Source organism: Glaciimonas sp. Gout2 (assembly GCF_035018905.1).
In the GTDB taxonomy this organism is placed as follows: domain Bacteria; phylum Pseudomonadota; class Gammaproteobacteria; order Burkholderiales; family Burkholderiaceae_D; genus Glaciimonas.
In genome coordinates this window covers 218687-243199 of record NZ_JASJXA010000001.1, presented here as the reverse complement: position 1 = coordinate 243199, position 24513 = coordinate 218687, and the positions used below count along the sequence as shown (strand labels likewise).

28 protein-coding genes, 1 other RNA gene and 1 pseudogene are annotated in these 24513 nt (G+C 50.3%); 9 read left to right on the top strand and 21 right to left on the bottom strand.

Going from position 1 to position 24513, the window contains the following annotated elements; genetic code table 11:
- Positions 1 to 159 precede the first annotated feature (159 nt).
- A complete protein-coding gene (locus QN379_RS01090; RefSeq protein WP_322235746.1) occupies positions 160 to 450 on the top strand; it encodes a type II toxin-antitoxin system RelE/ParE family toxin in 291 nt (96 codons plus the stop codon).
- 9 nt (positions 451 to 459) lie between these two features.
- The gene (locus tag QN379_RS01085) at positions 460 to 753 is read left to right on the top strand and encodes an addiction module antidote protein (RefSeq protein ID WP_322235748.1); all 294 of its coding nucleotides are present in this window, start codon (positions 460 to 462) and stop codon (positions 751 to 753) included.
- A 10-nt stretch (positions 754 to 763) separates the two neighbouring features.
- Here the strand turns inward: QN379_RS01085 and QN379_RS01080 are convergent.
- The 14 genes and pseudogenes from QN379_RS01080 to QN379_RS01015 form a co-directional block, all read right to left on the bottom strand.
- Positions 764 to 1006 (bottom strand): annotated as a pseudogene (locus QN379_RS01080) (phage virion morphogenesis protein); the annotation flags it as partial.
- 71 nt (positions 1007 to 1077) lie between these two features.
- Positions 1078 to 1680 carry a PEP-CTERM sorting domain-containing protein gene (locus QN379_RS01075; RefSeq protein ID WP_322235750.1) on the bottom strand — a complete coding sequence of 201 codons (603 nt, stop codon included), beginning with the start codon at positions 1678 to 1680 and terminating at the stop codon, positions 1078 to 1080.
- Positions 1681 to 1822: 142 nt separating this feature from the next.
- The gene (locus tag QN379_RS01070) at positions 1823 to 2314 is read right to left on the bottom strand and encodes a phage virion morphogenesis protein (protein ID WP_323505791.1); all 492 of its coding nucleotides are present in this window, start codon (positions 2312 to 2314) and stop codon (positions 1823 to 1825) included.
- Positions 2287 to 2772, bottom strand: coding sequence for a phage tail protein (locus tag QN379_RS01065; RefSeq protein ID WP_323505790.1), 486 nt, complete (start codon positions 2770 to 2772; stop codon positions 2287 to 2289). The genes QN379_RS01070 and QN379_RS01065 overlap by 28 nt, the downstream gene beginning before the upstream one ends.
- On the bottom strand, positions 2750 to 2977 hold the full coding sequence (lysC, locus tag QN379_RS01060) for an Rz1-like lysis system protein LysC (RefSeq protein ID WP_323505889.1): 228 nt from the start codon (positions 2975 to 2977) through the stop codon (positions 2750 to 2752). Before lysC ends, QN379_RS01065 begins: the two co-directional genes overlap by 23 nt.
- Positions 2871 to 3290, bottom strand: a complete 420-nt coding sequence (locus tag QN379_RS01055; RefSeq protein WP_323505904.1) for a hypothetical protein — start codon at positions 3288 to 3290, stop codon at positions 2871 to 2873. The genes lysC and QN379_RS01055 overlap by 107 nt, the downstream gene beginning before the upstream one ends.
- Positions 3281 to 3748: a D-Ala-D-Ala carboxypeptidase family metallohydrolase gene (locus QN379_RS01050; RefSeq protein WP_323505789.1), complete on the bottom strand. Its 468-nt coding sequence runs from the start codon at positions 3746 to 3748 to the stop codon at positions 3281 to 3283. The genes QN379_RS01055 and QN379_RS01050 overlap by 10 nt, the downstream gene beginning before the upstream one ends.
- Entirely contained in the window at positions 3732 to 4025 is a 294-nt protein-coding gene (locus QN379_RS01045; protein ID WP_323505788.1) for a phage holin family protein, read from the bottom strand. Before QN379_RS01045 ends, QN379_RS01050 begins: the two co-directional genes overlap by 17 nt.
- Positions 4018 to 4374: a putative holin gene (locus tag QN379_RS01040; RefSeq protein ID WP_323505787.1), complete on the bottom strand. Its 357-nt coding sequence runs from the start codon at positions 4372 to 4374 to the stop codon at positions 4018 to 4020. The genes QN379_RS01045 and QN379_RS01040 overlap by 8 nt, the downstream gene beginning before the upstream one ends.
- 26 nt (positions 4375 to 4400) lie before the next feature.
- Positions 4401 to 4610 (bottom strand): tail protein X, encoded by a 210-nt coding sequence (locus QN379_RS01035; protein ID WP_322236783.1) that lies wholly within the window; start codon positions 4608 to 4610, stop codon positions 4401 to 4403.
- A gap of 11 nt (positions 4611 to 4621) precedes the next feature.
- The gene (locus tag QN379_RS01030) at positions 4622 to 5113 is read right to left on the bottom strand and encodes a head completion/stabilization protein (RefSeq protein ID WP_323505786.1); all 492 of its coding nucleotides are present in this window, start codon (positions 5111 to 5113) and stop codon (positions 4622 to 4624) included.
- Positions 5114 to 5210: 97 nt separating this feature from the next.
- Positions 5211 to 5915, bottom strand: coding sequence for a phage terminase small subunit (gpM, locus tag QN379_RS01025; RefSeq protein WP_323505785.1), 705 nt, complete (start codon positions 5913 to 5915; stop codon positions 5211 to 5213).
- Positions 5916 to 5917: 2 nt separating this feature from the next.
- Positions 5918 to 6952: a phage major capsid protein, P2 family gene (locus tag QN379_RS01020; protein WP_323505888.1), complete on the bottom strand. Its 1035-nt coding sequence runs from the start codon at positions 6950 to 6952 to the stop codon at positions 5918 to 5920.
- Positions 6953 to 7005: 53 nt separating this feature from the next.
- Positions 7006 to 7848, bottom strand: a complete 843-nt coding sequence (locus QN379_RS01015; RefSeq protein ID WP_323505784.1) for a GPO family capsid scaffolding protein — start codon at positions 7846 to 7848, stop codon at positions 7006 to 7008.
- A gap of 144 nt (positions 7849 to 7992) precedes the next feature.
- Here QN379_RS01015 and QN379_RS01010 point away from each other — a divergent pair, with 144 nt between their 5' ends.
- The 6 genes from QN379_RS01010 (at position 7993) to QN379_RS00985 (ending at position 13950) form a co-directional block, all read left to right on the top strand.
- On the top strand, positions 7993 to 9762 hold the full coding sequence (locus QN379_RS01010; RefSeq protein ID WP_323505887.1) for a terminase ATPase subunit family protein: 1770 nt from the start codon (positions 7993 to 7995) through the stop codon (positions 9760 to 9762).
- Positions 9759 to 10838 (top strand): phage portal protein, encoded by a 1080-nt coding sequence (locus tag QN379_RS01005; protein WP_323505783.1) that lies wholly within the window; start codon positions 9759 to 9761, stop codon positions 10836 to 10838. The genes QN379_RS01010 and QN379_RS01005 overlap by 4 nt, the downstream gene beginning before the upstream one ends.
- Positions 10835 to 11044: a DUF2116 family Zn-ribbon domain-containing protein gene (locus tag QN379_RS01000; protein WP_323505781.1), complete on the top strand. Its 210-nt coding sequence runs from the start codon at positions 10835 to 10837 to the stop codon at positions 11042 to 11044. Before QN379_RS01005 ends, QN379_RS01000 begins: the two co-directional genes overlap by 4 nt.
- A 109-nt stretch (positions 11045 to 11153) precedes the next feature.
- On the top strand, positions 11154 to 11342 hold the full coding sequence (locus QN379_RS00995) for a hypothetical protein (RefSeq protein WP_323505780.1): 189 nt from the start codon (positions 11154 to 11156) through the stop codon (positions 11340 to 11342).
- Between the two features lie 267 nt (positions 11343 to 11609).
- Positions 11610 to 13034, top strand: coding sequence for a hypothetical protein (locus tag QN379_RS00990; RefSeq protein WP_323505779.1), 1425 nt, complete (start codon positions 11610 to 11612; stop codon positions 13032 to 13034).
- Between the two features lies 1 nt (position 13035).
- Complete coding sequence (locus QN379_RS00985; RefSeq protein ID WP_323505778.1) at positions 13036 to 13950, top strand: DNA adenine methylase; 915 nt, start codon at positions 13036 to 13038, stop codon at positions 13948 to 13950.
- A 58-nt stretch (positions 13951 to 14008) separates the two neighbouring features.
- Here QN379_RS00985 and fic read toward each other — a convergent pair whose 3' ends face one another.
- Both fic and ssrA read right to left on the bottom strand, forming a co-directional pair.
- Positions 14009 to 15145 carry a protein adenylyltransferase Fic gene (gene fic / locus QN379_RS00980; protein WP_323505777.1) on the bottom strand — a complete coding sequence of 379 codons (1137 nt, stop codon included), beginning with the start codon at positions 15143 to 15145 and terminating at the stop codon, positions 14009 to 14011.
- A 646-nt stretch (positions 15146 to 15791) separates the two neighbouring features.
- Positions 15792 to 16154, bottom strand: a transfer-messenger RNA (tmRNA) gene (ssrA, locus tag QN379_RS00975).
- A 289-nt stretch (positions 16155 to 16443) separates the two neighbouring features.
- Between ssrA and QN379_RS00970 the strand changes: the two genes are divergently transcribed.
- Positions 16444 to 16917, top strand: a complete 474-nt coding sequence (locus QN379_RS00970) for a hypothetical protein (RefSeq protein WP_322235816.1) — start codon at positions 16444 to 16446, stop codon at positions 16915 to 16917.
- 351 nt (positions 16918 to 17268) lie between these two features.
- Here the strand turns inward: QN379_RS00970 and QN379_RS00965 are convergent, their stop codons facing one another.
- From QN379_RS00965 to QN379_RS23630, 5 genes are all read right to left on the bottom strand, one after another.
- The gene (locus QN379_RS00965) at positions 17269 to 21015 is read right to left on the bottom strand and encodes a DUF748 domain-containing protein (protein WP_322235818.1); all 3747 of its coding nucleotides are present in this window, start codon (positions 21013 to 21015) and stop codon (positions 17269 to 17271) included.
- Positions 21016 to 21288: 273 nt separating this feature from the next.
- A complete protein-coding gene (locus QN379_RS00960) occupies positions 21289 to 21960 on the bottom strand; it encodes an HAD-IA family hydrolase (RefSeq protein ID WP_322235820.1) in 672 nt (223 codons plus the stop codon).
- Between the two features lie 174 nt (positions 21961 to 22134).
- Positions 22135 to 22833, bottom strand: a complete 699-nt coding sequence (gene ubiG / locus QN379_RS00955) for a bifunctional 2-polyprenyl-6-hydroxyphenol methylase/3-demethylubiquinol 3-O-methyltransferase UbiG (protein ID WP_322240451.1) — start codon at positions 22831 to 22833, stop codon at positions 22135 to 22137.
- 341 nt (positions 22834 to 23174) lie between these two features.
- A complete protein-coding gene (gene ompA, locus QN379_RS00950; RefSeq protein ID WP_322235822.1) occupies positions 23175 to 23807 on the bottom strand; it encodes an outer membrane protein OmpA in 633 nt (210 codons plus the stop codon).
- Positions 23808 to 24102: 295 nt separating this feature from the next.
- Entirely contained in the window at positions 24103 to 24390 is a 288-nt protein-coding gene (locus tag QN379_RS23630; protein WP_416348511.1) for an OmpA family protein, read from the bottom strand.
- Positions 24391 to 24513 lie beyond the last annotated feature (123 nt).

Sequence of the window (24513 nt, the reverse complement as noted above, 5' to 3'; positions counted from 1 at the left end):
AAACAGGTTGTAGCTTGAACAGCATCCATTATCAGCAGTGAACTAGCATGACGCTGGTCCTCACGATTGGAGATTGTTGCTCTTTGAAAGAAGCGTTTTAATATCAGTCGGTCCTTTAAAGTAATTTGACAAAATGTAATTCATAGGATACAGTTGTGTATGAAGACTATTCAGACAACTGCCACTTTTGATCACTGGTTTGTAAGCTTGCGAGACAGAACTGTTAGAGTGCGCGTTCAAATGCGTATTGATCGTGCTGAATTGGGTAATTTTGGTGATTGTGAGCCAATCGGCGAAGGGGTTTCTGAAATGCGTATCCACACGGGTGCTGGTTACCGCGTGTATTTTGTACAACGTGGTAGCGAGATCGTGATTTTGCTCGCGGGTGGCGATAAATCTACACAGAGCAAAGACATTAAAACTGCGCTCGAACTCGCACGACTACTTTAGGAGAACCTTATGGAAAACATCACACTACATAAATGGGATTCTGCCGAACACCTGCAAACCGAAGAGGATATCGTTGCTTATTTTGACGCGTGTCTGGAGGAAGCCGGTGACGATGCGTCTTTCATTGCACACGCGTTGGGGACGATTGCTCGTGCGCGGGGGATGAGTCAGGTCGCACGGGATACCGGGTTGGCGCGGGAGAGCTTATATAAAGCGCTTTCCGGTGAAGGGAATCCGGAATTTAGTACCATTCTGAAAGTAATGAAGGCGCTCGGACTCAAGTTACATGCCAGCGCGGCATAAATCGTTTCCCTCAAAAACCGCTTAAATGCCGTAATAGCGAGTCTCGAATTAACGCATGATCTTCCGCACTAAAACCGAGTAAAGGCCGGGCCGCATAGCGCACTTCCGGCCCTTTTTTGGTTACCTTGTCCGTCAATCCCTCCTGATGCACGCGCGCAATGCGCGCCACGCGTCCAAAGAAACCCAGCGATAATTGATTTTCATCCTGATGGATGTTGAGGCTTTTTTGTTTGCGTATCTTGGCAAACATCGCGGCCTTTTGCCGTTTGAATGCTTAACTAAGCGGCATTGCGCACTTGCCAGTTTTCGACAAGATTAGGCTGCTTAGGTATTCTTGCTTATTGCTGACTTGCGCCGTGATGCAACGAAGCCCAGAATACCAAGGCCGAGTAGCGCTACGCTAGTCGGTTCAGGAACGGCCGCACTGGTAACGAAGTTAAAATTGTCTACCCCATATGGATGAAAACTGCTTCCAGTCCCCGTCCATGTAACGCTCGTTATGTCTGCGCTTGATACAGATAGCGTTGTCCAATTATTAATTGCGCCAAGCGCCACACTAACTGAGTCTACAAGAATGTTGCCGTCATATGCGTTAAACTGGATTGTCTCGCTAGAGGAGCCATTCGACCGTGAAAAATCAGCAGAAACGTTTGTTGCGGAAGAGGCAAACGTTACGGTCTCGCTATAGCTGCTATTGAATCCTAAAAATTGACTACCGTTTGTTCCCTCTAGACCCCAGTTTCCCGGGTTACCTTTGCTATTTCCACCGACTGTCCCGAAATTGGTAAGACTAAATGCAGCTGCAGCTGTGCCAGCATAAGCAACACCGCTAGCAGCGGGGGCTTCGTCAAAAGTGATGACGGTTGCTTGGGCGCAAAATGTGCTCAAACTTAGAATGAATAAAAATGCTGCGTTCTTGATTTTCATGGTTTTGTTCCTGTTTAAGTAGGGCAGATTGATTTCCTTAGACAGTAAGCAAAAATAATGCCATTTGTATAACCCATTGATATGTATGATATTTTATTTAATTCGTTAAAAAAATCCTTACAGTGTGTAAAGTTTACTGACACTAAATATTGATTAACTGACGCAACACCGACTCCCGAATCAACGCGTGATCCTCAGCACTAAATCCCAACAAAGGCCGGGCCGCATAGCGGACTTCCGGCCCTTTCTTTGATACCTTGTCTATCAATCCCTCCTGATGCACCCGTGCAATGCGCGCCACGCGTCCAAAGAAGCCGACCGATAGCTGATTTTCATCCTGCTGGATGTTGAGGCTTTTTTGTTTGCGTATCTTGGCAAACATCGCGGCCTTTTGGCGTTTGATGTGACCGCTTTTGCCGCGTAGGTTCTTGCGTTGTTTGCGCGCCGTATAGGCCTCGCCGTCCGGTGTTTGCTGGCTGACAATGCGTTTCACCTGACTGCGACGTAAATCCTGCGCGACCTGTTTGTTGACGGCGCGGCGCTGGGCCGGTGCGAGCTTTAACAGCAGTGCGCCAGCCCACTCTTCAATCGCTTGCAGATCGTCGCTCATGCGGGTTGGGCAGGTGTATGCCATTCAGCCAATAACGACTCGCCTTGGTACAAGGTCCAGAAGCCGTCGCTGTAGTCGGGTGTGGGTTGTGACTCGGGTGGATGGCTTATATTAAGTCTGCCGCCATCACGTTTGACGATGACGCGTTCGGTCAGGTCCAGCTTGAGCGACAGATCAATCGTTTCATGATTATTAAAATCCACGTCAAAGCCGATCCCGGTTCGTCGGAGTTCCGCATTATTGAGTAAGTCGTTTTGGTGGAGCGCAATCCACGCCAGCAGCGGCACCATGATCGCGTCCGGATCGCCGCTGTAGTCGGTGATGATGATGTTCAATTTGTAGCGGTATTCATACGACAGCGATGCAGTGCCGGTGGCGACGACATTACCTTGGTCGGCAAAGATCAATAGCTTATCCGGATTCTGCCGCAGGTCGGGATTGGCCGTTATTAAATGCTCTTTAAGGCTGTTTGGTTTGTACATCGCTAATCTCCTGTTGGCACTCCACAATCATGTCGACCTGTGCCGCACACATGGCCCATGCGGCTTCGGTGCGTTCGAGCGCAAGGTGCAACGCGCCGTTAGTGGTCGGTGCCGTCGCTGGTAATTGGCAGCGGGTGACTGGCGGACAGCCAGTGACGATAAGCGTCGGCACCGATGAGGGAGGGACGCTGGCGCAGCCCGGCAATAGCGTCAGGCAAAGGAGCAACAGCCCAAGGGCGAATGGAGAGGTCATGGTGAAGTTGCTCGATCAGGGTTTCACGTTCGGACAAGGTGACGGCCATACTGACCCGCGCCGCTTGTAGTTTGATGGTCGCCTGACGCTGTTTGACGTCGGCGGCTTTTAAGGTGGCGATGAGGCGGTCACGCTCATTCACTCCTTGTTCTGCGCGAGCGGCCTGTTCCCTGACGGTAATCAGGCTGGCGCGTTGACTAACAATGACGGTTGCCATGCTACCCATTAACAACACACCAACGAGAATTTTGACGATCAGCTCCATAACCCGGCCCTCGTCCCTTTGTGATCGACGGTCAATACCTGACGCCGTGGGGTCACTCCTTCGGCCGCAATACCCAGATGGACCCAGACTGCGGACCCGGCGCGTTCGTAGATCAGTTGATCGAACTGTAAATAGGAGTGTTCGAGCTTGCGACAGATCGCCAGCGGCGTGCCGAATTCGCCTGCCGTAAAATCATTCGCCAGCCCGTCGAGGTGCGCACTGTTGCGTGCGCCGCCGACCGCACGGTTCAATGCCGTGCAGCGAAACCCGCTTGAAATACGCATCGGCGCACCGCCCAGTTCGAGCCGGACCAGTTCATCAAACTTGGCCAGACGCCGTAGGTTCACGGTGATGGCTGGTGGCGGTGTGTTATCGATGCCGAGGGTGCGAGCGGTGTCGCTGTGCACGAATTCTGTCAGCGTAAAGTGTTCAGTGAGGTGGTCAGTCGAGATAGCCATACGGATCTTTCAAAAGGTGGGCGACATTGCCCCTGGCACGGCAAACGATGACGCATAAGGCAAGCGCCAGTCCGGCTTGCGCCAGCGACACCGGCGCGTGCCCGAGCAGAATATCCAGCGCACAACTACCGGTCAGGGCAATCAGCAACCATGCCAGCGACGACAGGTGGATCCGGTAGTTCGCCAGACCGCGCCGGTAGCACAGCAGTTGCCCGCACGCCGCGAGATAGCAGCACAACGCGATAGCAGTCACGACTTGTTGCACGGTATCAATCATGGCGGCTCCCCTTGCGCAACCATTCCGGCAACGCAATGGATTTGATCAGATCAATACCGTGCAGGGTCAGCGCGATCACCGCCGCCGAAGCTAAGAAGGCGGCCACACCGGATTGCCTGATCGGCGTGTTGTGCATGACTTCCGGCGCGGCCAGATAACCAATCGCCAGCGAAATGACCATGTAGACCAGTCGCTGCAACAGGGGCAAATTCTTACTGGTGATGGCCACCAAGGTGGCACCGGCAAAGGCACCGATGAGTGCATTGCCATCGATCCCCGGAAAGATCGAGGACAGACCGATGCCTGCGGCGGTGGTCATGAATAACGAGGTGCTGCCAGGTTCGGCCATAGTGTTTCTCCCTTAAAAATCACAAGTTAATCCCACAGACTAATGGTCTGGCGGGGAGGTGTGGCGGTAGCAGCAGGTTCCGGTAAGGTGATGAGCCGACCGTGGGCAATAAACGGTCCGCCGTCGGCCAGACCGGGATTCATTTCCAGCACGGCTTCGACCACGCTGGCGGTTGCGCCCAGATGCCGCCAGCACAGCAAATCAAGCGTGTCGTATTGTTGAGCGCGGACCAACATGGTTATCCTTGTTAAATCAACTCGACCGTTAAATGATGCCGTTGCAAGATGTCGGCAATCGCCCAGTGCGCGTTACGCCGTTGTTCACCGGGACCGTCGTCCAAATACCCCATGGATTTCTTGTCGGCCATGGATGACGCGGTGGTGTCGTAATCTCGGTATTTTTCCAATAGGTCGGCTTTGGCGATGCTGTAGACGGCACGCCGGTAATGAATCAATAACTTACTTTCACGGTTGATCTTTTTAGCGGGGACAACTTCCAAGGTGCTGAAGCCGTTCTCTAGCTGTTCGTCCTGCCATGCGTCCAGTTCACCATTCACGTACAGGATCGCTTCGGCCACGGCCTGGACTAACCGTGGCGTGGTGACCGTGCCGTCGAGCCGCATCGCGTCGCGCATGTGATGCAGAGCGATAGCCGGGAACCAGCCGTCGTTTTCGACGATAGTCGGATCCGTGGTCTCGTTGGTGGTCAAGGGCATGGGGGACCTGGCGATAAAGCTCATGATGACTTTCATAGTAGACGGCGGTGGGCGGGAGTCAGAGCTGTTACATTAATGTGCATCTCATCGACCCGCGCCGCCGTGCGCCGTTGGGTGCGCGTTATGCCTTGACCGCTTTTTTAAGGCGCAGTGTCAGGCGTTCAATGTCTTTTTTAACTCCGACCCGGCTGTCGAGCGCGAGGGCGCGGGTCAAATGCGGTAAGGCCAGATGGATCGCCGCGGGTGCGGCATCGGCGACGTTATCGGCGGCGATGGCACTTTTGTCCAGGAATGCATAGGCCAGTGCTTTATGCAACTTGGCCCGCGCCTGATCCGGTGCATCGCGCCCTTCGGTGAGCGTAATAACCGAAGGTAAGATCGTGCGACCAATTGCGGGCGTCATCTGGCCCGACAACATGGCTTCGGCAAACTCGTCCATCAGCATGGTCGGAATATCGCGGTTGTACTGGTCCGGTAAGGTCAACTTATGGGTGATCGCATAGGCAGCAATCCGTAGCGCCTGCGCATAGTCGCCGACATCGATGTGCCATACCAATAGCGTAGTGAGTACGTCATCCTGTGCGCCTTTCCCCGCGCTCAACACCCCGTCGATCCAGTCCTGGTACTCGGGCAGGATTTCTGCTTTCAGCGCGATCTTTTGTTTCACGGACTGGATCTGCTTTAAGCGTCGGCGATCCTCGGCCAACTTGTAGAGCATCAGCTCGTAGGCGCTGCCTGCGGTCAGGTGCCCTTCCGGGGCGTTCGCTGCGGCTTTCGCAGCAAGCGCCCTTGCCTTGTGCCGCAATGCGGGGGAAAGGTGGGCCATGGTTATGCTTTCGGTGTCGTTGCGTCAACCAGCACAATGTTTTCTATCATGGCACCTAAGCCAAAATCTTCGACGACATACGCGTCATTCGACGACTCGTAGTTTTCGATCCGATCGCGCTTGGCTTCATCGACCACGCGACGGCGGCGGGCCGACTCCTGCCAGTAGATCGACAGATTATCGAAGCGGGTGATCAGGATCGCGTTGTCAGGGAAATACGGCACGCTGACTGCTTGCAACCCACCGAGACGCTTTTGGCTGACGATGATGTCGGCGGCGAGTGTTTCGGTCGGAGCCTGATTAATGTTGATCAGTGGAAAATATTTGTCGTGCAGCAGAGCCCGACCGACGATGGCGACTAAGCCATTGTCTTTCTGGTACCACGGATCGAGCAGGTGGATTGCGTCATATACGGCGGCGTCCAGATTGACGTAATCGCCGATGATGTCGGCATTGCTGCCGATGTACATTTTGCCGGGAGTATGACCCTCTTGCATCACGCGCTCGGGCGCTTGTTCACGGAAGTGCTGCGGCCAGCCTTTGTTCACGTCCTCCAACATCGGATGGGCGACGATATCCGTATCGGTGGCGATGCTGATGCCATTAAAACCGATCACCATGCGGTCGAGCGCCTGACGTTTCAAAATGGTGTTCGCAATGCGGCTCTGGAAGTCCGGAAATTTGGCCCACGCATCCAAGGTCTGGTATTTGATGTGGGTATCGAAATTGGTCTTTTCACAGCGGTATTTATGGCCGTCGAGCGTGGTTAAGTCGCGAGTCTGGCGATCTTTATTGGCGGTGTTGGTGCGGCTGGCTATCGGGCCGGAGATGCCGAGGCCCAGCTTTTCGCCTTCCTGTTCGGTGACACCAATGATGTTGATTTTCTTTAAAAATTCGCTCGACTCCTGCATCTTGGTTTCCAGCTTTTGCTGGATGGTCGGCGCGACTGCAAAGGTCGATGCAGCGCTGGCCGTGTCGTTCAATACTTGCAGGCGGGCGGTGTAATGGTCAAAGGCAACGCGGGTAATTTTTTCAATTTGATGCTCCTGCAATACGATTAATAGGGAAACACAGCGGGACAGGAGTGTGCTTAAAACTCAGTCTGTTCCATGCCGCTGCCGCCGGTCGCCGGTGGCCGTTTGGACGGGTTGCCGTCCTGGGTGTCCATCTGCTGTTTGAAGGTCGCCAATTCCGTCGTTACGACCGCCAGTTCATCTTGAAGCGCGGCGATCTTTTTTTCTGCGGCGGCGAACTGTGTCGTGAACGACTGCGCGGTGTCGCTGGCATGCAGCGCGACGGCTTCTAATGCTTCGCTGACATCGTTAAAACGGGCGTCGTCGCCGCTTTCTTTGTGCGCGAAACGTTTCATAATATTTTTGATGGTGGTGGTAAATTTGCTGTTGGTCAGTTCGGGCGCGCTATCGTCTTCAAACTCCATTTCGGCTTCGATCGCTTCCGAAAACAGATTATGGGCATGCTGTTTGCGGGCCATAAATAAATTGACGTTGCTATTCGCGGCGAAGGTGAGAATTTCAGTGCCGAGACTGGCCGGACTGTCGGTGACGCCGAGGCCCACCAGATAGGCTTGCTTGGTGTCCGAAAAGTCGGGATTAAGTTCGATGCTGGTGTAAATTTTCTGCCGGTCACGGTTCATCGCGATCAGGGACGGCGTCGGCGATACCTGGGCAAACAGGGCTAACTTTGTTCCGCTGTCGGTCTCGACTTCGTCGGCTTTGACGGCCAGCACATCGCCGTAGGCTTTAAACGGGCTATCCGGCAACAGGCTACGTTTGTGCTCCAGCCAGACTCGTGCACCATAGGTATCGCGGTTGAAATTTCGGGCGATCTGTTCGATGGCTTTACGGTCGATCTTGCGTCCATCGGTCGTCGCTCCTTCAAGGGCGACACGGAAAAATTTGGATTTGGTAGACATGGTGTGCGCTGGTGAGCGTAAAAGTGGTCAGATGTCGCCATGGTCAACGACAGCGCGACCGTATTCAATGCGCAGGGGGTTGCTAACGCGCTTAGTGACGCTTTGCCAGAAGCGTTCTACGCGCGCGACCCCTACGCTTGCGGCATGTCAGAAACAGCCCCTTTCCTTTCCGTTGAAACCGATCCGCGACGACTCGCCAAATTTTTGTATTGGCAGGGATGGCAGATATCTGCGGTCGCCGATTACCTGAAACTGAAACGTTCCACCGTCGAAAGCTGGAAGCAGCGCGATAGCTGGGACAGCGCGCCCGTATTGGAAAAGGTGGAGGCAGCACTGGACGCCCGCTTGGTCCAATTGATCGCTAAAGACGGCAAATCCGGCGGTGATTTTAAAGAGATCGATTTGCTGATGCGCCAGGTGGTGCAGACCGCCCGCGTGCGCCGTTATGAAGCACCGGGCGGTAATGAGGTGGATCTCAATCCGAAGCTGGCGAACCGGAACGCGGGACCGAAGAAAAAGCCGATCCGCAATGAATTCAGCGACGAACAGCGTATCCAGTTGCTGGACGCCTTTCAGGATTCCCTGTTTGATTATCAAAAGGTCTGGCACCGCAACAGTGACCAGCGTACGCGGGTGATTCTCAAATCGCGGCAGATCGGCGCGACCTGGTATTTTGCCCGCGAGGCGCTGGCCGATGCGATTGAAACCGGACGTAATCAGATTTTTTTATCGGCGTCCAAAGCGCAGGCCCATGTCTTTAAGCAATACATCCTCCAGTTTGCACGGGAGGCGGCGAACCTAGAATTAACGGGTGACCCGATCATCTTGCCAAACGGCGCGCACCTGTATTTCCTCGGCACCAATGCGCGCACCGCACAGGGCTATCACGGCAACTTTTATTTCGATGAATTTTTCTGGACGCATAACTTTGCCGAGTTAAACAAAGTCGCGTCCGGCATGGCGCTGCATAAGCAATGGCGCAAGACCTATTTCTCGACACCGTCGTCGGTCACGCATCAGGCCTATCCGTTCTGGTGCGGCGACGCGTTCAACAAACGCCGAGCTGTGGCCAATCAGATCGCCATCGATCTGTCGCACAAACGCCTCGCAGCCGGCTTCACTGGCGAGGACAAAATCTGGCGCCAGATCGTCACCATTCTGGACGCCGAGCGCGGTGGCTGCAATCTGTTCGATATCGACGAATTGCGCAATTTCGAATACAGCCCCGACCAGTTCGAAAACCTGCTGATGTGCAATTTCATCGACGATACGCAGTCGATCTTTCCGCTGATGGAATTGCAACGCTGCATGGTCGATACGTGGGTCGAGTGGTCCGATTTTATTGCGACACGTCCGTTTGGCAACCGGCCAGTCTGGATCGGTTACGACCCGTCATTGACGGGCGATAGTGCCGGGTGCGTAGTGCTGGCCCCGCCCTTGGTCGCTGGTGGCAAGTTCCGCATCCTGGAACGCCATCAATGGCGCGACATGGATTTCGAAGCACAGGCCGAGGCGATCCGGCAAATGACGCTCCGTTATAACGTGGAATACATCGGCATCGATACCACCGGCATGGGGATTGGCGTCTTTCCGCTGGTACGCCAATTCTTTCCCGCCGCAACCGCGATTCTCTATTCGGTCGAAGTGAAGACCCGCATGGTGTTAAAGGCTAAAAATATTATCAGCAAAGGACGGCTCGAATTCGACGCCGGATGGATCGACATCGCGCAGGCCTTTATGGCGATCCATAAAACGCTCACCGCCAGCGGTCGGCAAGCCACCTACGAAGCAAGTCGCACCAATGCCATCGGCCACGCTGATGTGGCATGGGCCTGTATGCACGCGCTTGACCACGAGCCAATCGAAGGCGGTCATTCGAACAATCAATCCTTTATGGAGATTTATACCTCATGAGCAATAAGCAGCAACGGGCACGGTTTCGCGCCGACGCCTTGGCACCTTCCATGGCGACAACAGCGCCACCGGCCGCATCCGGATTCGAAGCCTTTACCTTTGGCGAACCGACCCCGGTACTCGATCACGCCGAGATCCTCGATAGTCTGGAATGCTGGTCGAACGGGCGCTGGTATGAACCGCCGGTCAACTACGCCGGGTTGTCGAAATCGTTTAACTCCAGCGTTCACCACAGCAGCGCGATCTATTTCAAAGCCAACATTCTGACCTCGACGTTTGTGCCGACACCCCTCTTATCACGCGATGGCTTCAAACGATTGACCCTGGACTTTTTAACCTTTGGGAACGCGTACCTGGAGAGGCGGGTCAGTCGTAGCGGCAAGCTGTTATCGCTGGCCCATGCGCTAGCCAAGTACGTGCGGCGCGGGCGCGATCTGGACCAGTATTATTTTGTGCGTGGCTGGCAGGAAGAATACGCGTTTCGTACTGGATCCCTATGTCACCTGATGGATCCGGACGTGAATCAGGAAGTCTATGGCGTGCCGCAATATCTGAGCGCATTGCAGTCGGCATGGCTCAATGAAGCAGCGACCCTGTTTCGGCGCAAATATTACAAGAATGGCTCTCACGCCGGATTCATCTTTTACATGACCGACGCGGCCGCAAACAATGCAGATGTGGACAACCTGCGCCAAGCCATGCGCGACAGCAAGGGACCGGGCAATTTCAGGAACCTGTTCATGTACGCACCGAACGGTAAGAAAGACGGGATTCAGATTCTGCCGGTCTCGGACGTGGCGGCGAAGGATGAATTCTTCAACATCAAAGGCGTGACCCGCGACGACGTGCTGGCTGCACACCGCGTGCCGCCCCAGTTGCTCGGCATCATGCCCAATAACACCGGCGGCTTCGGAGCCGTCGAACCGGCAGCGCGGGTGTTCGCCCGCAATGAACTGGTCCCGCTGCAATCGCAGTTTTTAGCCATCAATGATTGGGCCGGACAAGAGGTCGTGAAGTTTGACGACTATGTACTGGTAACTGGCGAATCCAAGACCAATGAAAGGGCCGCATCATGAGCGACATTGCCGACCGTGCCGACTGGCGCATTGCCCACGAGATGACGACCGCGCTGGCGAAAGTGCGTCGCACACCACTGCTGCACGCCGATCACCACTGTCATTTCTGTCAGGAACCCATAGCATCCGCGTTGCTATTCTGTAATGTGGACTGCCGCGATGACTACGAGCGGGAGCAGGCAGCGCTGAGACGCGCCGGGCGATAACCCGCCTCCAGCCCTATGCCGCGCACGCTGCGAGTGCACCACACCCCAATTGACCGCCTTGCGCGGTCTTTTTTACGTCCCGCGTTACATTGTTTTTTTGATCTTATTGATGTCCGCCAGACCCAGCGCCGCGCACTACCCACCACGCCTGCGGGCTTCGTTAGATGGACTGGTATTAATGCACCGTGGTACGGCGCTACAGCCACGCCCTCTGCGGGGCACGGAGGGGAATGATCCCTGCAATAGCCTGACGCAGTTTGATGCACTTGGAGCAGGAACTCTAGAGTTGGCGTTTTGATACAAAATGAGTCAGAACCAATCTGTCGCAAAGTTAAAATCCATCGAGATAAATGATGCGAAATGCCACAGTTGAGGAAAAATTAGGACAATTGGGAGTGGTATTATTAAAGTTGTCACGGAAGTATTGTTTTATTATTACACTAATATAATTCGTAGAATCTCATGCATGTGTTGTCGCGAGAGCGCAATGCAACGTTAAAAATCAAGGAGCAGGAATGGCATACAGCCGGTATGGACCACTAACGATTTAGAACCGAAGAAGATTATGCTAGATGTACGAAATCCTCGGATAGAGCTTTTAGAGAGCGCTTCACAACCATCAATTCGGTTAAAACTCTTAGATTTGGAGGGAGTTCTGGAATTGGCGCGAAGCATAGAAAAGTCAAACGGTTTGTTTTACGGCGAGCGAATTATTACTGTAATCGAATCGGGAAAGTCGATCGTGCTGGAAGGCAACCGACGAGTCGCGGCTTGCCAGATGCTTCTTACCCCATCCCTCGTCCCTCAGCAATATCGTTTACGGTTTCCGGTAGCGTCTGCCGCCACCAAGTTGCGAATAAAGCGAATCTCTGCTGACGTTGCGCCGGATCGGGTCTCTGCGGAACCTATTTTAACTAAACGTCACACTGAGCAAGGTGCAAAACCATGGTCACCGGTGGCAAAAATGCGTCGAGCTGTAAGACTTCTTAATTCATTATCAGTAGATGAGGTTGCACAGGTATTAGGCACTTCACCAGCGCAGGTAAGAAAACTTGTCCGTCCGTATAAATTGCTAAGATATGCATTTGGAATAACGGCTTGGAATGAGGATGAAAGACAAATTCTGGAAAATGAAAAGCTTAAAACTAATCCATACACTCGCTTTTTTACGTTAGCTAAAACACTAGAAGTTCTACAAGCCCGGTTTGATGATGATCAGAACATCATCAGCGCGCTTCCTGCAAACGTTTTTCGAGAGCAGATTGAAAAAATCGCACGGGACTTTTTGATACCTGATGCGATGAGGGGCCGTCCTCGATGCGATACTCGGACAGATCCAGTAAGCTATTTTAGTGACTTTGTAAATTCACCGGCTGGTAAAATTGCGGCCGCGGAAGCATTACTTGTTAAACAAAATGGCTATGAAAAAAAAGGCGAAAAAACTGCCGTAGTTACTTCAGAAGCGGAAACGAAGGGCAATCGGGACCCCGCTAAAATTTCGAACGAAAAAAATGAGTCGGAGAATCTGGGAAATAAAAAAAATAGTAGCCCTAAAGGTCCGAAAGCATCTATTTTTTTTGAACATCTAGAGTGTCACGTCATAGATAACAATCTGATAAAGCTCACACTTGAATTGTGCAAAATCAACCATGAAAAGATGCCGATCGCGGCCTCCCTTCTCACCCGGTCAGTATTCGAGTGCGCCTTGGTCCATAAAATAAAAGCCATGGATAAATGGAACGACCTCATCACCGCGGAGGGCAAAGATCCAGGACTTACTGCTCTTATCAAGTTTTGTGCGAAGTTTACTAATGGCGTGTTTGCTGAACAAAATATTTGTAAAACGCTCCAAAGCCACACGACAATGGAGGCTAAAAATTATCTAGATGCAATGACTCATTTGAAGTATCAAGAGGCGGACTCTAGTACACTAGAGTCCGTCGCGAATAATCTTCGGCAAGTGATTAAATACATACTAGATGGAAATTGAGATGGTAAAAAAAGGTGGGCGGCGAGAAGCTATGAGCCCGTTACGTTATCCGGGTGGAAAAGCCCTCTTGGCTCCGTACATCAGTGGAGTGGTCGAAGAAAATTTCCTTGCTGGTTGTACGCTTTATGAGCCTTATGCTGGAGGAGCTTCGGTATCATTAGAATTACTCAGGCTTGGTTTTGTGTCGAACGTGGTGTTGAACGAGCGCGACCCTCTCATATATGCATTTTGGTGGTGCGTATTGCATGAATTAGAGGCGCTCTGCGCCGCTATCAATGCTTGCCCTATTAATATCGACACTTGGAATGACTTACAGCCCTTAAGGGATGTCACAGACATCGAAAGCAGTAAGTTCACGTTACTTCAACTAGGAGTAGCTGGTTTGTTTTTTAATCGAACCAATTTTTCTGGAATTATTGGAGCCGGACCTATTGGCGGCAAAAGACAAACCTCAGATTACAAAATTGATTGTAGATTTAATAAGCAAAAAACAATAAGACAAATAAGAGCAGTTGCGCAATATTCCAAGCGGATTTCAGTTCATTGTCATGACGCGATAGATTTTTTGACCCGTAATGCCGAGCAAATATCGGTGGGATTTTCCTTTGTTTATATTGATCCGCCATATTATATTCAGGGGCCAAAACTATACCGCCATTCGTATACTGATAAAGATCATGTTAAATTGTCAGCATTCGTGACATCGCAAGGCTATCCTTGGTTGCTAAGCTATGACGATCATCCTCGAATTCGAGAGTTGTATTGCGGAAACCAAGTTCAACCAATTTACTTAGATTACAAAGTAAAGTCTAATCGGACTGCGCAGGAACTTGTAATCTCAAATCTTGTTATACCTCCACCTGTTTACGACGGAATCGCCGAAGTGATCGCGGATAAGATAAAAGTTCAAGCATAAAAACAGGCCATAGAAAAAGTTTCTCCGCATGATGCATTGTCGTCGTCGATATTGAACACTAAATTATCGTAAGATCAGCGTAGGGAATAATTTCATTGGTCTCTTGGGTAACCAGTTTCATGAGCTTTGGATGGATAAAGATTTTTTCCTTACCAACTTCCACTTCTCGCAAGACTCCGATCATCACCAAATCCTTCAAGTATCGAGATGCAGCTTGGCGCTTAGCGATATTTTTATCGACTAAATTCACGATTCTGCAGTAGGGTTGTTCAAAAATGACATCAACCAATTCACGACTATAGGTCCTGGGAATTTGTTTTTTTACATAATCCACAGTGACATCTGCCAAGTCGCGAATTGCAGATATTTTTGCTGTCGTCCATTTTGATGTTTCTTCGACCGCTTGGAGCATATACATGATCCAAGGCTCCCAAGCACCATCTTTCGTGACACCCAGTAGCAAGCGATAGTAGTCTGCCTTGTTTGCAGTGATGTATCGACTCAGGTATAAAATCGGGAGAGTAAGTAGTTCTTCATGGATAAGATAAAGGATATTGAGTACGCGGCCTGTACGGCCATTACCGTCACCGAAAGGGTGAATTGCTTCGAATTGGTAATGTCCTACGGCCATTCGTATTAAGGGATCAATATCGACTTCGTTGTGAAGAAACTTCTCCCAATTACTTAGTAAATTGCGCAGATTATCTGCGCCGACTGGCGGTGTGTATATTACCTCGCCCGTCTGATCGTTCGCCAATTGAGTTCCCGGAACCCGCCGAATATCCATATCAGCACCTTTCAAGGTGCGACAGATTTGGATCGCCGTGGCGGTACAAAGTGGCCTTTCTTGAATCGAAGCAAAACCGGCACGAAGCGCGGTTCTATAGCGCAATGCCTCTTTCGTCGCGCCGTCCACGTGGGCATCACTTCCTTGAGCATGCTTAAAAATTAGGTCAGTGGTTGTCACGATACCCTCTATTGCAGAGCTATCTTTGGACTCCAGCAGCGGTATGATATTCACCAACATTCTCTGATTGGGAATCAACTCTGCAGCTTGTTTTAGCTCTGCAAGGGCAACACGTGCTGCAATACAACGCTTCAAAACTAATTTGGTTTCGAGGTCGGTTATCGGCGGCAATTGTGGAAGTGCGTTGTATGGTTGATCAGGTTGCCAAGCAGAGATATTTGTTGTCATGTTCTTAAAAAGTGATTTGAGCGACATAACTTGAGGATATGTCGTCGGTGGCGACATGTCAAACAAATGTGTCGCTCAAATTGCATTTCGACGACAAATGGCGGTATGAGGGAACCAGAGAAGTTATGACTACCATGTTTTCTAGAGGTATTTTCTTATAAAAAAAGCATCGTGTCGCAATCGTTACTCTATAGTGACATATGATGAGTACATGTCGTTTCTTTTGCTAATCAGCGACATATCGAACCCAACGATGGCCCTTGCTTTGTGATCTGAGCTTACCTATTTCTGCTCCGCAAAAAATAAACGAGGCATGTAGCGCAAGGCTTTCGAGCGAGGTCGTTTTGCGAATTGCGGAGCAAAAAGTACCCTAAGTATTTGTTATCTTTATGTATTGCTTCGGACTTGTAATCAGTAGCGTTTCTCGTCTCACAAGAAAGACTTGTCACTTACTAAATAGTTATGAATTGGTATCTTGCAGGGGCATCGTACAGCCAGCGTAGTCCAAGAACTAGGGCTTAAGGCTACCGCCCAAGCCTGGGCGAAATTTGGGCGAAAACGGAGACATTTTCAGCCATCGCCAGACCTCGCAGTATTTGTAGCCCTTGTATTTGCAAGGCCTGCGATGGTCTGGTGTGGTGTATCTTGGTGGAGGCGGCGGGAATCGAACCCGCGTCCAAAAGCCCTCTACAGACAGTTCTACATACTTAGTGCTGTCATTTGATTTAGCCCAACCGACGCGGACGCACACGCTTCGTTCAGACGAGTTACCTAAATTTAACTTTTAGCCAAGTAACCCGACTAAAAGCGATTCTCTGTAAATGACTCTACTGCTGTTTGACCAGCCCACCCCAGAGACGAGATGGTGTAGAGCTAACCGGTTATTAAGCGGCTAGTGCGTACGAGTTATCGTTTGCAGTTATAGTTTTTCTGGTTGTATTTACGAGGTAGCCAGCCCTCGGTATGCCCTGCGCTGCTTTGTAGCCCCTGTCGAAACCAGGTCGCCCCCAAGCAGTTGCTATTGTAGCGCAATTCGGTGTCTCTCAGTAAACGCGTGGTGGCGTAAAAAGTGGACATATTATTAGCGCATGCTTTTTGTTTAAAGAATTGGCGATGAATTTGATGTGTATTTGCTGGCTTAAAAAACTTCTCGATGCGGAGAAGTGACATAGTTTTGGTAAAATTGTGGCTATCGAAATATGATGCGTCCGCGCATTTCTGTGCGGTAGTACTATTCATTAGACCGCGAAATAATTTGCTGTGATAGCGCCCTTCACGTACTTAAAAAAAAGTAAATAATGAAGCTCATACTATTTTCTATACTGATTGCTTTTGCAGTCGCCGGATGCGGGTCATCGACTTCGGGGCCTTCTGAGAAGGTTGCTAAAGTGCAGCGCGACCCTGTTGCGGTAAGCTTGCCACCCATCCCTAAAAAAATTGAAAAGTCACCTGATCCAAAACCGGAAGAGGCCGGTTTTGGGACCGTGGTGATATTGCGTGATCCTGCGCATCCTAATCCTGGCTGTATGATCGGTGTGTATTTGAATAAACAATTAGTCCACCAATTTGATGCAGACCAAAAGGCGACATTTATTCTCCATTCGGGAGATCAGGTGGTGGCTGTGGATAACTCGGACGGTCGCAGCAGTTGCGCGATTGTTGCAGGGGAGCGGCACCAATTGCTGTTTACGCTGAAGGCTGGCGATGTGAAAAATTTGCACGCGCAGTTGTTACCGGGAAAAGGGGCTGTGGTTGAGGCGAGCGAGCGCTAAACCGCTGATGCATAAATCCGGCAGCTATTCTTATCGCTTATCGGACGATTGTGGTCAATTCAATGGGCCATTTGAGGTCCGTTGTGTAAACAATCGCATTCAGCAGTGAGCATTCGGCCTTGATGCAGCGGTCAATCCTGCTGCAAGGCTAGCTTAAATGCTTGAACGGTCGCTTATGATGTGGTTGGTGATGATTGCACCAACTTTATGCGCCTTCATCGCTGTTCATTGGGGATCGGGTTGCTAGCCCTTCTAACGCGCGGCGAATGAAATTCACCTGCTACAAGAAGTCGCTTATTATTCCATCCCGATCTTCCTTGATCAAAACACAAGACTGTTTCTGTAGGCATTTTATTTCAGCGCAAAATCGACACGACTTGGGGCGCCTTTATCTTTGATGCCATCGGCTGTGAGCTTGGGCGCGATTAGGAAAATCCGTTCCAGAGGAATTTTGCCTTTGATTTCTAAATAGATACGGACGGCTTGCGCACGTTGATCTGCCAATGACCGCAAGTCATCCGGTGTCACTTTGGTATTAGTGAGTATTAGCTGTTCCATTTCGGGCACTGGTAAAGACTTCGAGAATCCAATGACATTTTTTGGCTTGTCGAATTTTTCGTTTTTGTAGACTTTCTCCATGTATTGCGTTTTATCCGCATCGGTCAGGGCGATTGCAGTCGGTGCTGATGGCGATGCTGCATCAGCGTCATCAGCCTCTGCATCCGATTTTCCTTTCGTGCCGGTGTTCTTTTGTTTTAATGCGATGATTTTGTTATTGAGTATCTCTTGACGCAAACCGACATTGTCGGTTGCAGGATCAACCCGCCCGATGATGTCTAGTTTCAATGCAGGACGATCCAGCAGTGCCTTGGTGAGCGTATTGAGTTTGGTCGTGGTCGCAGCGGTCAACATCGCTGAACCTGGCTTGAACTCGGCATATCCCAGTTCGTCGCCGCCACCGAATGCGGAGCTGAGTAACGCAAACGGAGAGGTAACGGCTTTTGCGATCAGGTTAATGAAGACGCGCAAGATAATGCCGCCAACAGAAAACTGCGGGTCTGATAATGAGCCAGAAATTGGTAGATTGATGTCGATCTGACCGTTGCGGTCTTTCAGTAACGCGACGGCTAACCGAACGGGAAGTTTGGTGGCGCTGGGGCTATCGATTTTGTCACCAAATGTCAGTTGATCTATGCGGACATGGTTTTGCGCCGTCAGTTGCTGTTCTTCGATTTTATAATTTACATCCATCGACAGCTTGCCTTTGACGATCGCATAGCCAGCATATTTAGCGGCATACGGTGTCAGGCGCGGTAGTTCGACGCCGTCCGCGCTGGCTTTGATATCCAAAAACATGGGTTTGAATAAGGGATTGAGTGATCCGGAGATAGCCACCGGCGCATCATTATCGATCTTGCCTTTGAGGTCAATTGCAGCTGGCGCAGGTTTGTCCGATGCAACAGCGCCCACGCTTCCGGTCATGCCGGTCATGTTGGCCGTGTAGTTCGGCTTAACAAAATTATCGGTGAAATTAACGTTGCCGTTGTTTAAGACGACTTGGCCGATCCGAATAACCGGTGTATTTGCATCGTCTTGTGTTGGTGGTGTTGCGGCGACGACCTTGCCATCACCTTTGATGGGGTTGTTCACACCACTTTCCGGTGCGGCCGCGGCTTTTATTTCCGATGCCGAGCTGTCGGTTTTTTTGGGGCCGGATGTCGTGGCGGGTTCGGTGACGATCGATTTCTTGCCTGATTTCGAGACCACGATATCTTGGAAGTTTAATTTTCCCTCGGGCGATAGGATGGCGCGTGTATAAAAATCGTCAAGGGCGATTTTGCCCAGGTTGATGGTCTGATGTGATCCGTCGATGTTGGCATTGATTCCGCTCACATCAAGTGATTTCCATTTCAAAAAGTCCGCACCATTCTCTTTATCAATAACGCGGAAATTGGTCAAACGCAGCATCCCGTTATAGCGTGCAATCAGCGGATTTTTTCCTAACGGTGGCGTCAGCAGAAGTTTGCCTTTGGCGTTGGCCTGGCCGGAAGATAGAGTGACATTTAACAGATCTGCGAAATAAGGCTGCAGCGCTGCAACCGGCAGACTTTGCGCATCGATGGCAAGGTCAAGGGTCTTAAACTGTGGCGACGCATTGCCATTTACGGATAATTTTCCACTTTTGTTAAGTTGGGTTTGTAGCGCGATTTTGACTGTCTTGTCACGCTTGCTGGATACGTTGTCGACTTTTAAGTTAAATCCATCAGCACGTAAATTAACGGGTGGCGTAACGGATTTGTCGCTATAAATAAGCGTGCTGTCAGTGACTGCAATGCTATTCAGATTAGCTACCCATTCTGGATCTGTTGTTTTTGTTTTTACAGTTGGTGCTTTGACTGTTTTGGATTTGGATTCGCCAGCTTTGATGAATTGCTGAAGATTGATGTTACCTTTCGCGTCACGACGTACGTCAGCTTGCACGCCCGCCAAGGTGAACGCGGTAGCATTGAAGGTGCGCGATTCGGTATCGATCGTTGCGTCCTCAAGTTTGATTTTTTTAATTTGCACACTACCGTTCGCGCTCGATTTAGCGGTAAGTTTTACGTCGCCCACCTCGGCGTTGAGTTGCGTTAACGCCACTTTAGCACCGCTGATCGCGACGGCTGTTTTGAGTGTTAACTGGCCGGATAAATTTGCGGCTAGTGTATTGTTAAGATACGGTTGATATTGCGCCAGTGGAAGTGCATCAACGCTTGCTTCGCCGTTGATTGAGGCAGTTGCGGGTGTGACTTGACCATTAAATTTTATTTCCTGCGCTTCGGCGGCGACTATTGATGCGGAGATCGTGGCTGGCTTTGCATCGGCAGCGAGTGAGAGATTTTTGACATCAACAGTGAGGTTTTTTAATTGTGTGTTGAAGGTGGGCGCGGCGTTTGCGGCATCTGACCAATTAATAATACCTTCATGAATAGTGAACTGGTCCAAAGTGAATTGAGGTGATGGCTGTGCGGATTTGGCAGCTTTTACGTCGGCTTTGTCAGTGCCTGGCGTGTTGCTGGAAGACGACTTGCTGGTGGCGAGTGCGGCCCAATTGAGAGCGCCGTCTGCATTCAACGCAGCCCATACTTCGGGAGCTTGAATATTTACTTTTCCAATAGTAGCGCTCGCTGTGAGAACGTCAAATTTATTGATGTGCGCGTCTATGGTCTGGGCTTTGAAAAGCGGTGCGGCGTGCTTGTCGGCGAGCGAGACGTCGCTGAGTTTAATGTCGCCAGAGAGGTTAATTTCTGGTTTGTCCTTGGCGCGGACGAAAGTGAGGTCGAGGTTGGTCGATAGTTTACTACTCTGAATCATGAGAGGTAACGGCACTGGTGAAAAGGCCACATAACTGGCAACATCGAGTTGATCGATATCGATTACCAGCGCTGTATCGAGGCTGCTGGCAAAAGGTTTAGAGCGACCTTTCAGTTCGAATGGCGATCCATTCACTTTCATGGACAGGCTCGGTTGTACGAAGGAATTTATCGCGCTGTCAAAATTGGAGATGTACGGCACGCCAATATTAAGCGCTGTGATATTGACCTGTTTATCCGTCACTTTGTCGTCAAAGGTAATAGCACCGTTTTCCAGCCGAATATTTTTTACTGAGAAATGTGTTTCTCCCGCGGTCTTCGGTTTGGCCAATATGCGATCAATAATGTCGGAGTAATTATAGCGGCCGATGCCTTCAGCACTGGTACGAATAATGTGTACGTTGGGACTGGATAAAGTCACCTCCTGAAGTACCGGCGCTAACCTAAAAATCGACGTGACGGAAGCATCGACCAACAGATTTTTTGCTGCAAAGGCGGGTGTTATTTTGTCAATTTCGTATAGCGTGAAGTCTGAAGCGTTGAGGGTTAGGGTGAACGGATTGAAGCTTATGTTTCCGATCGTCGCCTTGCGACCAAGTTGCTGTTCGATTTGTTGCTCGGCCAGATGTTTTGTCAGCGGTATTGCAACCCAGCTTAAAGCAGCTAAAACCGCAAGTACAGCAACGGTAAAACCTGTCCAGCGAAGAGTACGGCGAAGCCAAATGGTGCGATTCGAATTGGTCATAGAGGTATCCTTGCTGAGCGACGACTATCAATATACCGCCAGAGTGGATTGTTTGCCAGAGTGTTAGTTGGAGTCGACTTCGTCAACGATGAAGTTTGGACGCGGCAGCACGGGCCAGATTTTTGCCTGACCGGGCATGATTTTGATATTTAACGGTGCCTGAATGTGAGCTGAAAGCGCGTCGAAAGCAGCCGGGCGTGAGACCCCGCCCAATCAAGTGCGGTATGCATTTGCAGACTCACATGCCGCTCTTGATAGGTGTTTGGGTTGTGCTTATTGCGCCAATGATGTCTGTATCAGTCCCATTAATGCGGAGGGTGTATCGGCGAGTGCATCTGCGTTCCATGTGACCGGCTCTGCATGGCCGCAATAACCCCACGCTGCCGCAACCGTTGGCATTCCCGCGGCACGTCCGGCTTGAATATCGCGCAGATCGTCACCAACATACCAGCATTCGTGCGGCGCCAGATTCAAGCGTCGGGCAGCTTCTAATAGAGGAGCGGGGTGCGGTTTCGGATGCGCCATTGTATCGCCAGAAATCACGCAACCAGCGTGTTGTAGGCCTATTTGTGGGATCAAAAGATCTGTAAATCGCGCGGCTTTATTGGTGACGACGCCCCATGTGAGACCGTGTTGGTCCAAATCCAGGAGGAGTGCCGGAACGCCGTCGAATAAACTGCTTTTTTCTGCGAGCGAAGCCGCATAGTTATCCAGGAATGCAACGCGCAAGTCTTCATAACCATCGTCACCAGGTTTAAGACCGAATGCGACTCCAATCAGGCCACGTGCGCCGGCAGATGCAAAAGGCCGCAACGCATGATATGCGGTAGTTGATAAGCCGCGTTCAAGTTGAAGCCGGTTCATCGCCGCGGCCAGATCCGGTGCAGTATCGGCAAGCGTGCCATCAAGATCAAAAAGAATCGCACGTGGTATTGGCAAAGGCATAAGATTTTGTGGAGATTATCGAAAAGTAGTTAGTACGACTGACGCTAAGGTATCCCCGCATAACGAATGGTCATTGCATGGGTTATCTAAATCATTACAGCAAAGAGTTTCCGCCCGGAGTGAGGCGGAGGATAAGAATTGTGAGGTTGGCTGAAGACGTTGGTTTAAACAACGTCATTTTTCCGCTCGGGTGCAAGCAATCAGATAGTTGACGCTGATATCTTGATTGAGTGAATAGATGCGGGTAATCGGGTTATAGCTCATCCCTTTTAGGCTATCCACCGTTAATCCAGCGTTGCGGGCAAACTGTGATAATTCGGCAGGCGTGATAAATTTTGCGTAGTCGTGCGTGCCTTTTGGCAGCATTCGTAATAGATATTCAGCACCGAGGATGGCGAAAAGATACGATTTTGGATTTCGGTTCAGGGTGGAGAAGAATACTTTGCCACCAGGTTTCACCAAAGTAGAGCAAGCCCTGACAATGGATGCCGGATCGGGCACGTGCTCCAGCATTTCCATGCAGGTAACGATATCAAATTGACCCGCTTCACGCACTGCCAGGTCTTCGGCTGCAATTTTTTCGTAATGCACTTGGACGCCGGATTCCAAGCCATGCAAATCAGCCACTTTGAGGGCTTTCTCTGATAAGTCGATCCCGGTGACAATGGCGCCTTTTTTTGCCATTGATTCTGCCAGGATGCCGCCACCGCAGCCGATATCGAGGACTTTTTTTCCAGTAAGGGCGGCACGCGCGTTAATCCACTCAAGACGGAGCGGATTGATTTCATGCAATGGGCGAAACTCAGCATCTGGATCCCACCAACGGTGAGCAAGATCGCTAAATTTTTGGACTTCTGATTGGTCAACGTTCATAGACATAATGATAGCTGGAATTAAGTAGTTTGCGGAATTCCTTTGGCTGGCAGTCTATTTTGTCTAAATCGCCATTTTGTGGGTGACTAAACGAAGCATACATCTATCAGGAATCTGACGCAAAAATATGACGCAAGCGAGCAATCGCGAGGGGAAGGCAAAGCAAAGATGCACCATTGGATGTTATTACGGAATGTGAACGCCTGTAGATAATGTTAAAAGGCAATACGCACAAGTAATAACGGAGGGAGGTGTTGGAAATAAAAGTCAGACACAGAGTTGCAAAAAAGGACGAAAAAAAACCCTGCCGAAGCAAGGTTTTTTGATCGTGCTTAAATCGATTACTTGGATGTACCAACGACTTCGATTTCAACGCGACGGTTTTTAGCGCGGCCAGCAGCGGTCTTGTTATCAGCGACCGGTTGTGACTTGCCTTTACCTTCGGTGTAAACACGATTTGATTCAATACCTTTGTGAACCAAATATGCTTTTACAGCTTCAGCACGACGGATCGACAGTTTCTGGTTGTAAGCAACCGAACCGATAGAGTCAGTGTGACCGACAGCGATAATGACTTCCAGGTTCAATCCACCCAGTTTAGAAGTCAAATCGTCAAGCTTCGCTTTGCCTTCTGGCTTCAGGACAGCTTTGTCGAAGTCAAAGAACGCGTCAGCAGCGAAAGTAACTTTTTGTGAAGTTGGAGCAGCGGCGACTGGAGCAACTGGTGCAGGAGCTGGAGCAGGAACTGGAGCAGCTTGTGCTAATTCACCATCACAACCCGGTACTGAATCAGCAGGTGTCCAGTAGCCAGTGTGCCAGCACAGACCGTACGGATCACGAGCGATTGTGCCGCGCGCATCTTGTACATAAGCACTGGTAGGGGTTTTAGCTTGGATATCTTTAATTTCCTGCGCGGAGGCAGTCAGTGCGACGACTGCGGACGCAGCGAAGACGAGTTTTGCTAATTTATTCATGTTTCTCCTCTCGGTTGAGATATCCGCAGATTAACTGCGCAACTAATATACGACATCAAAAATTGGATAATACCACGTGGTTCGAGCTGTTACATGTGAAATTGGCTACATGCAATGGCACTAGGCATCATTCTGCCACAGGCTTCTATTGGTAGCTAAGTATGGCAAAAGCTAGCACCACGTTTTTCTCGCTTCGTTGTTTTCGCACAACATGCTAATTTGAAAACATCTCTGCGGACATCATCATATATTGGTTTTCAGAACTATACGAATTATTTATGACTGGAAGCTTGTTTTATTGCACTTTAATGACTACTCGTCGATTGGGTGCCAGGCATTTCAACAGATTGCTGCGACTTGATTTTTCACTGCAAATCGTCACTGCCTGAGATTTTCCTGCACCTATGATGGTTATTCTGGTAACAATTCCTTTGTTCTTTAGATAATTAGCTACGCTTTTTGCCCGTTGTTCAGATAATTGTTTGTTGTAGTTGTCTGTGCCGAGTCGGTCAGTATGTCCTGTTATTGTTATAGCATTTATTATCCCGCAGTGACGTAATTGCGGCAGAACATCTTTGTCAATTTGCTCGCCAGCAGCAGGCTTGAGCGTACTTTTTCCGAAAGTAAATGTTTGGTCACCGTTGAGAATTGTAGAAAATTTGCACTGAATAGGGGCAATTGGCGGCTCTGTTGGTTCGGCTGTTGT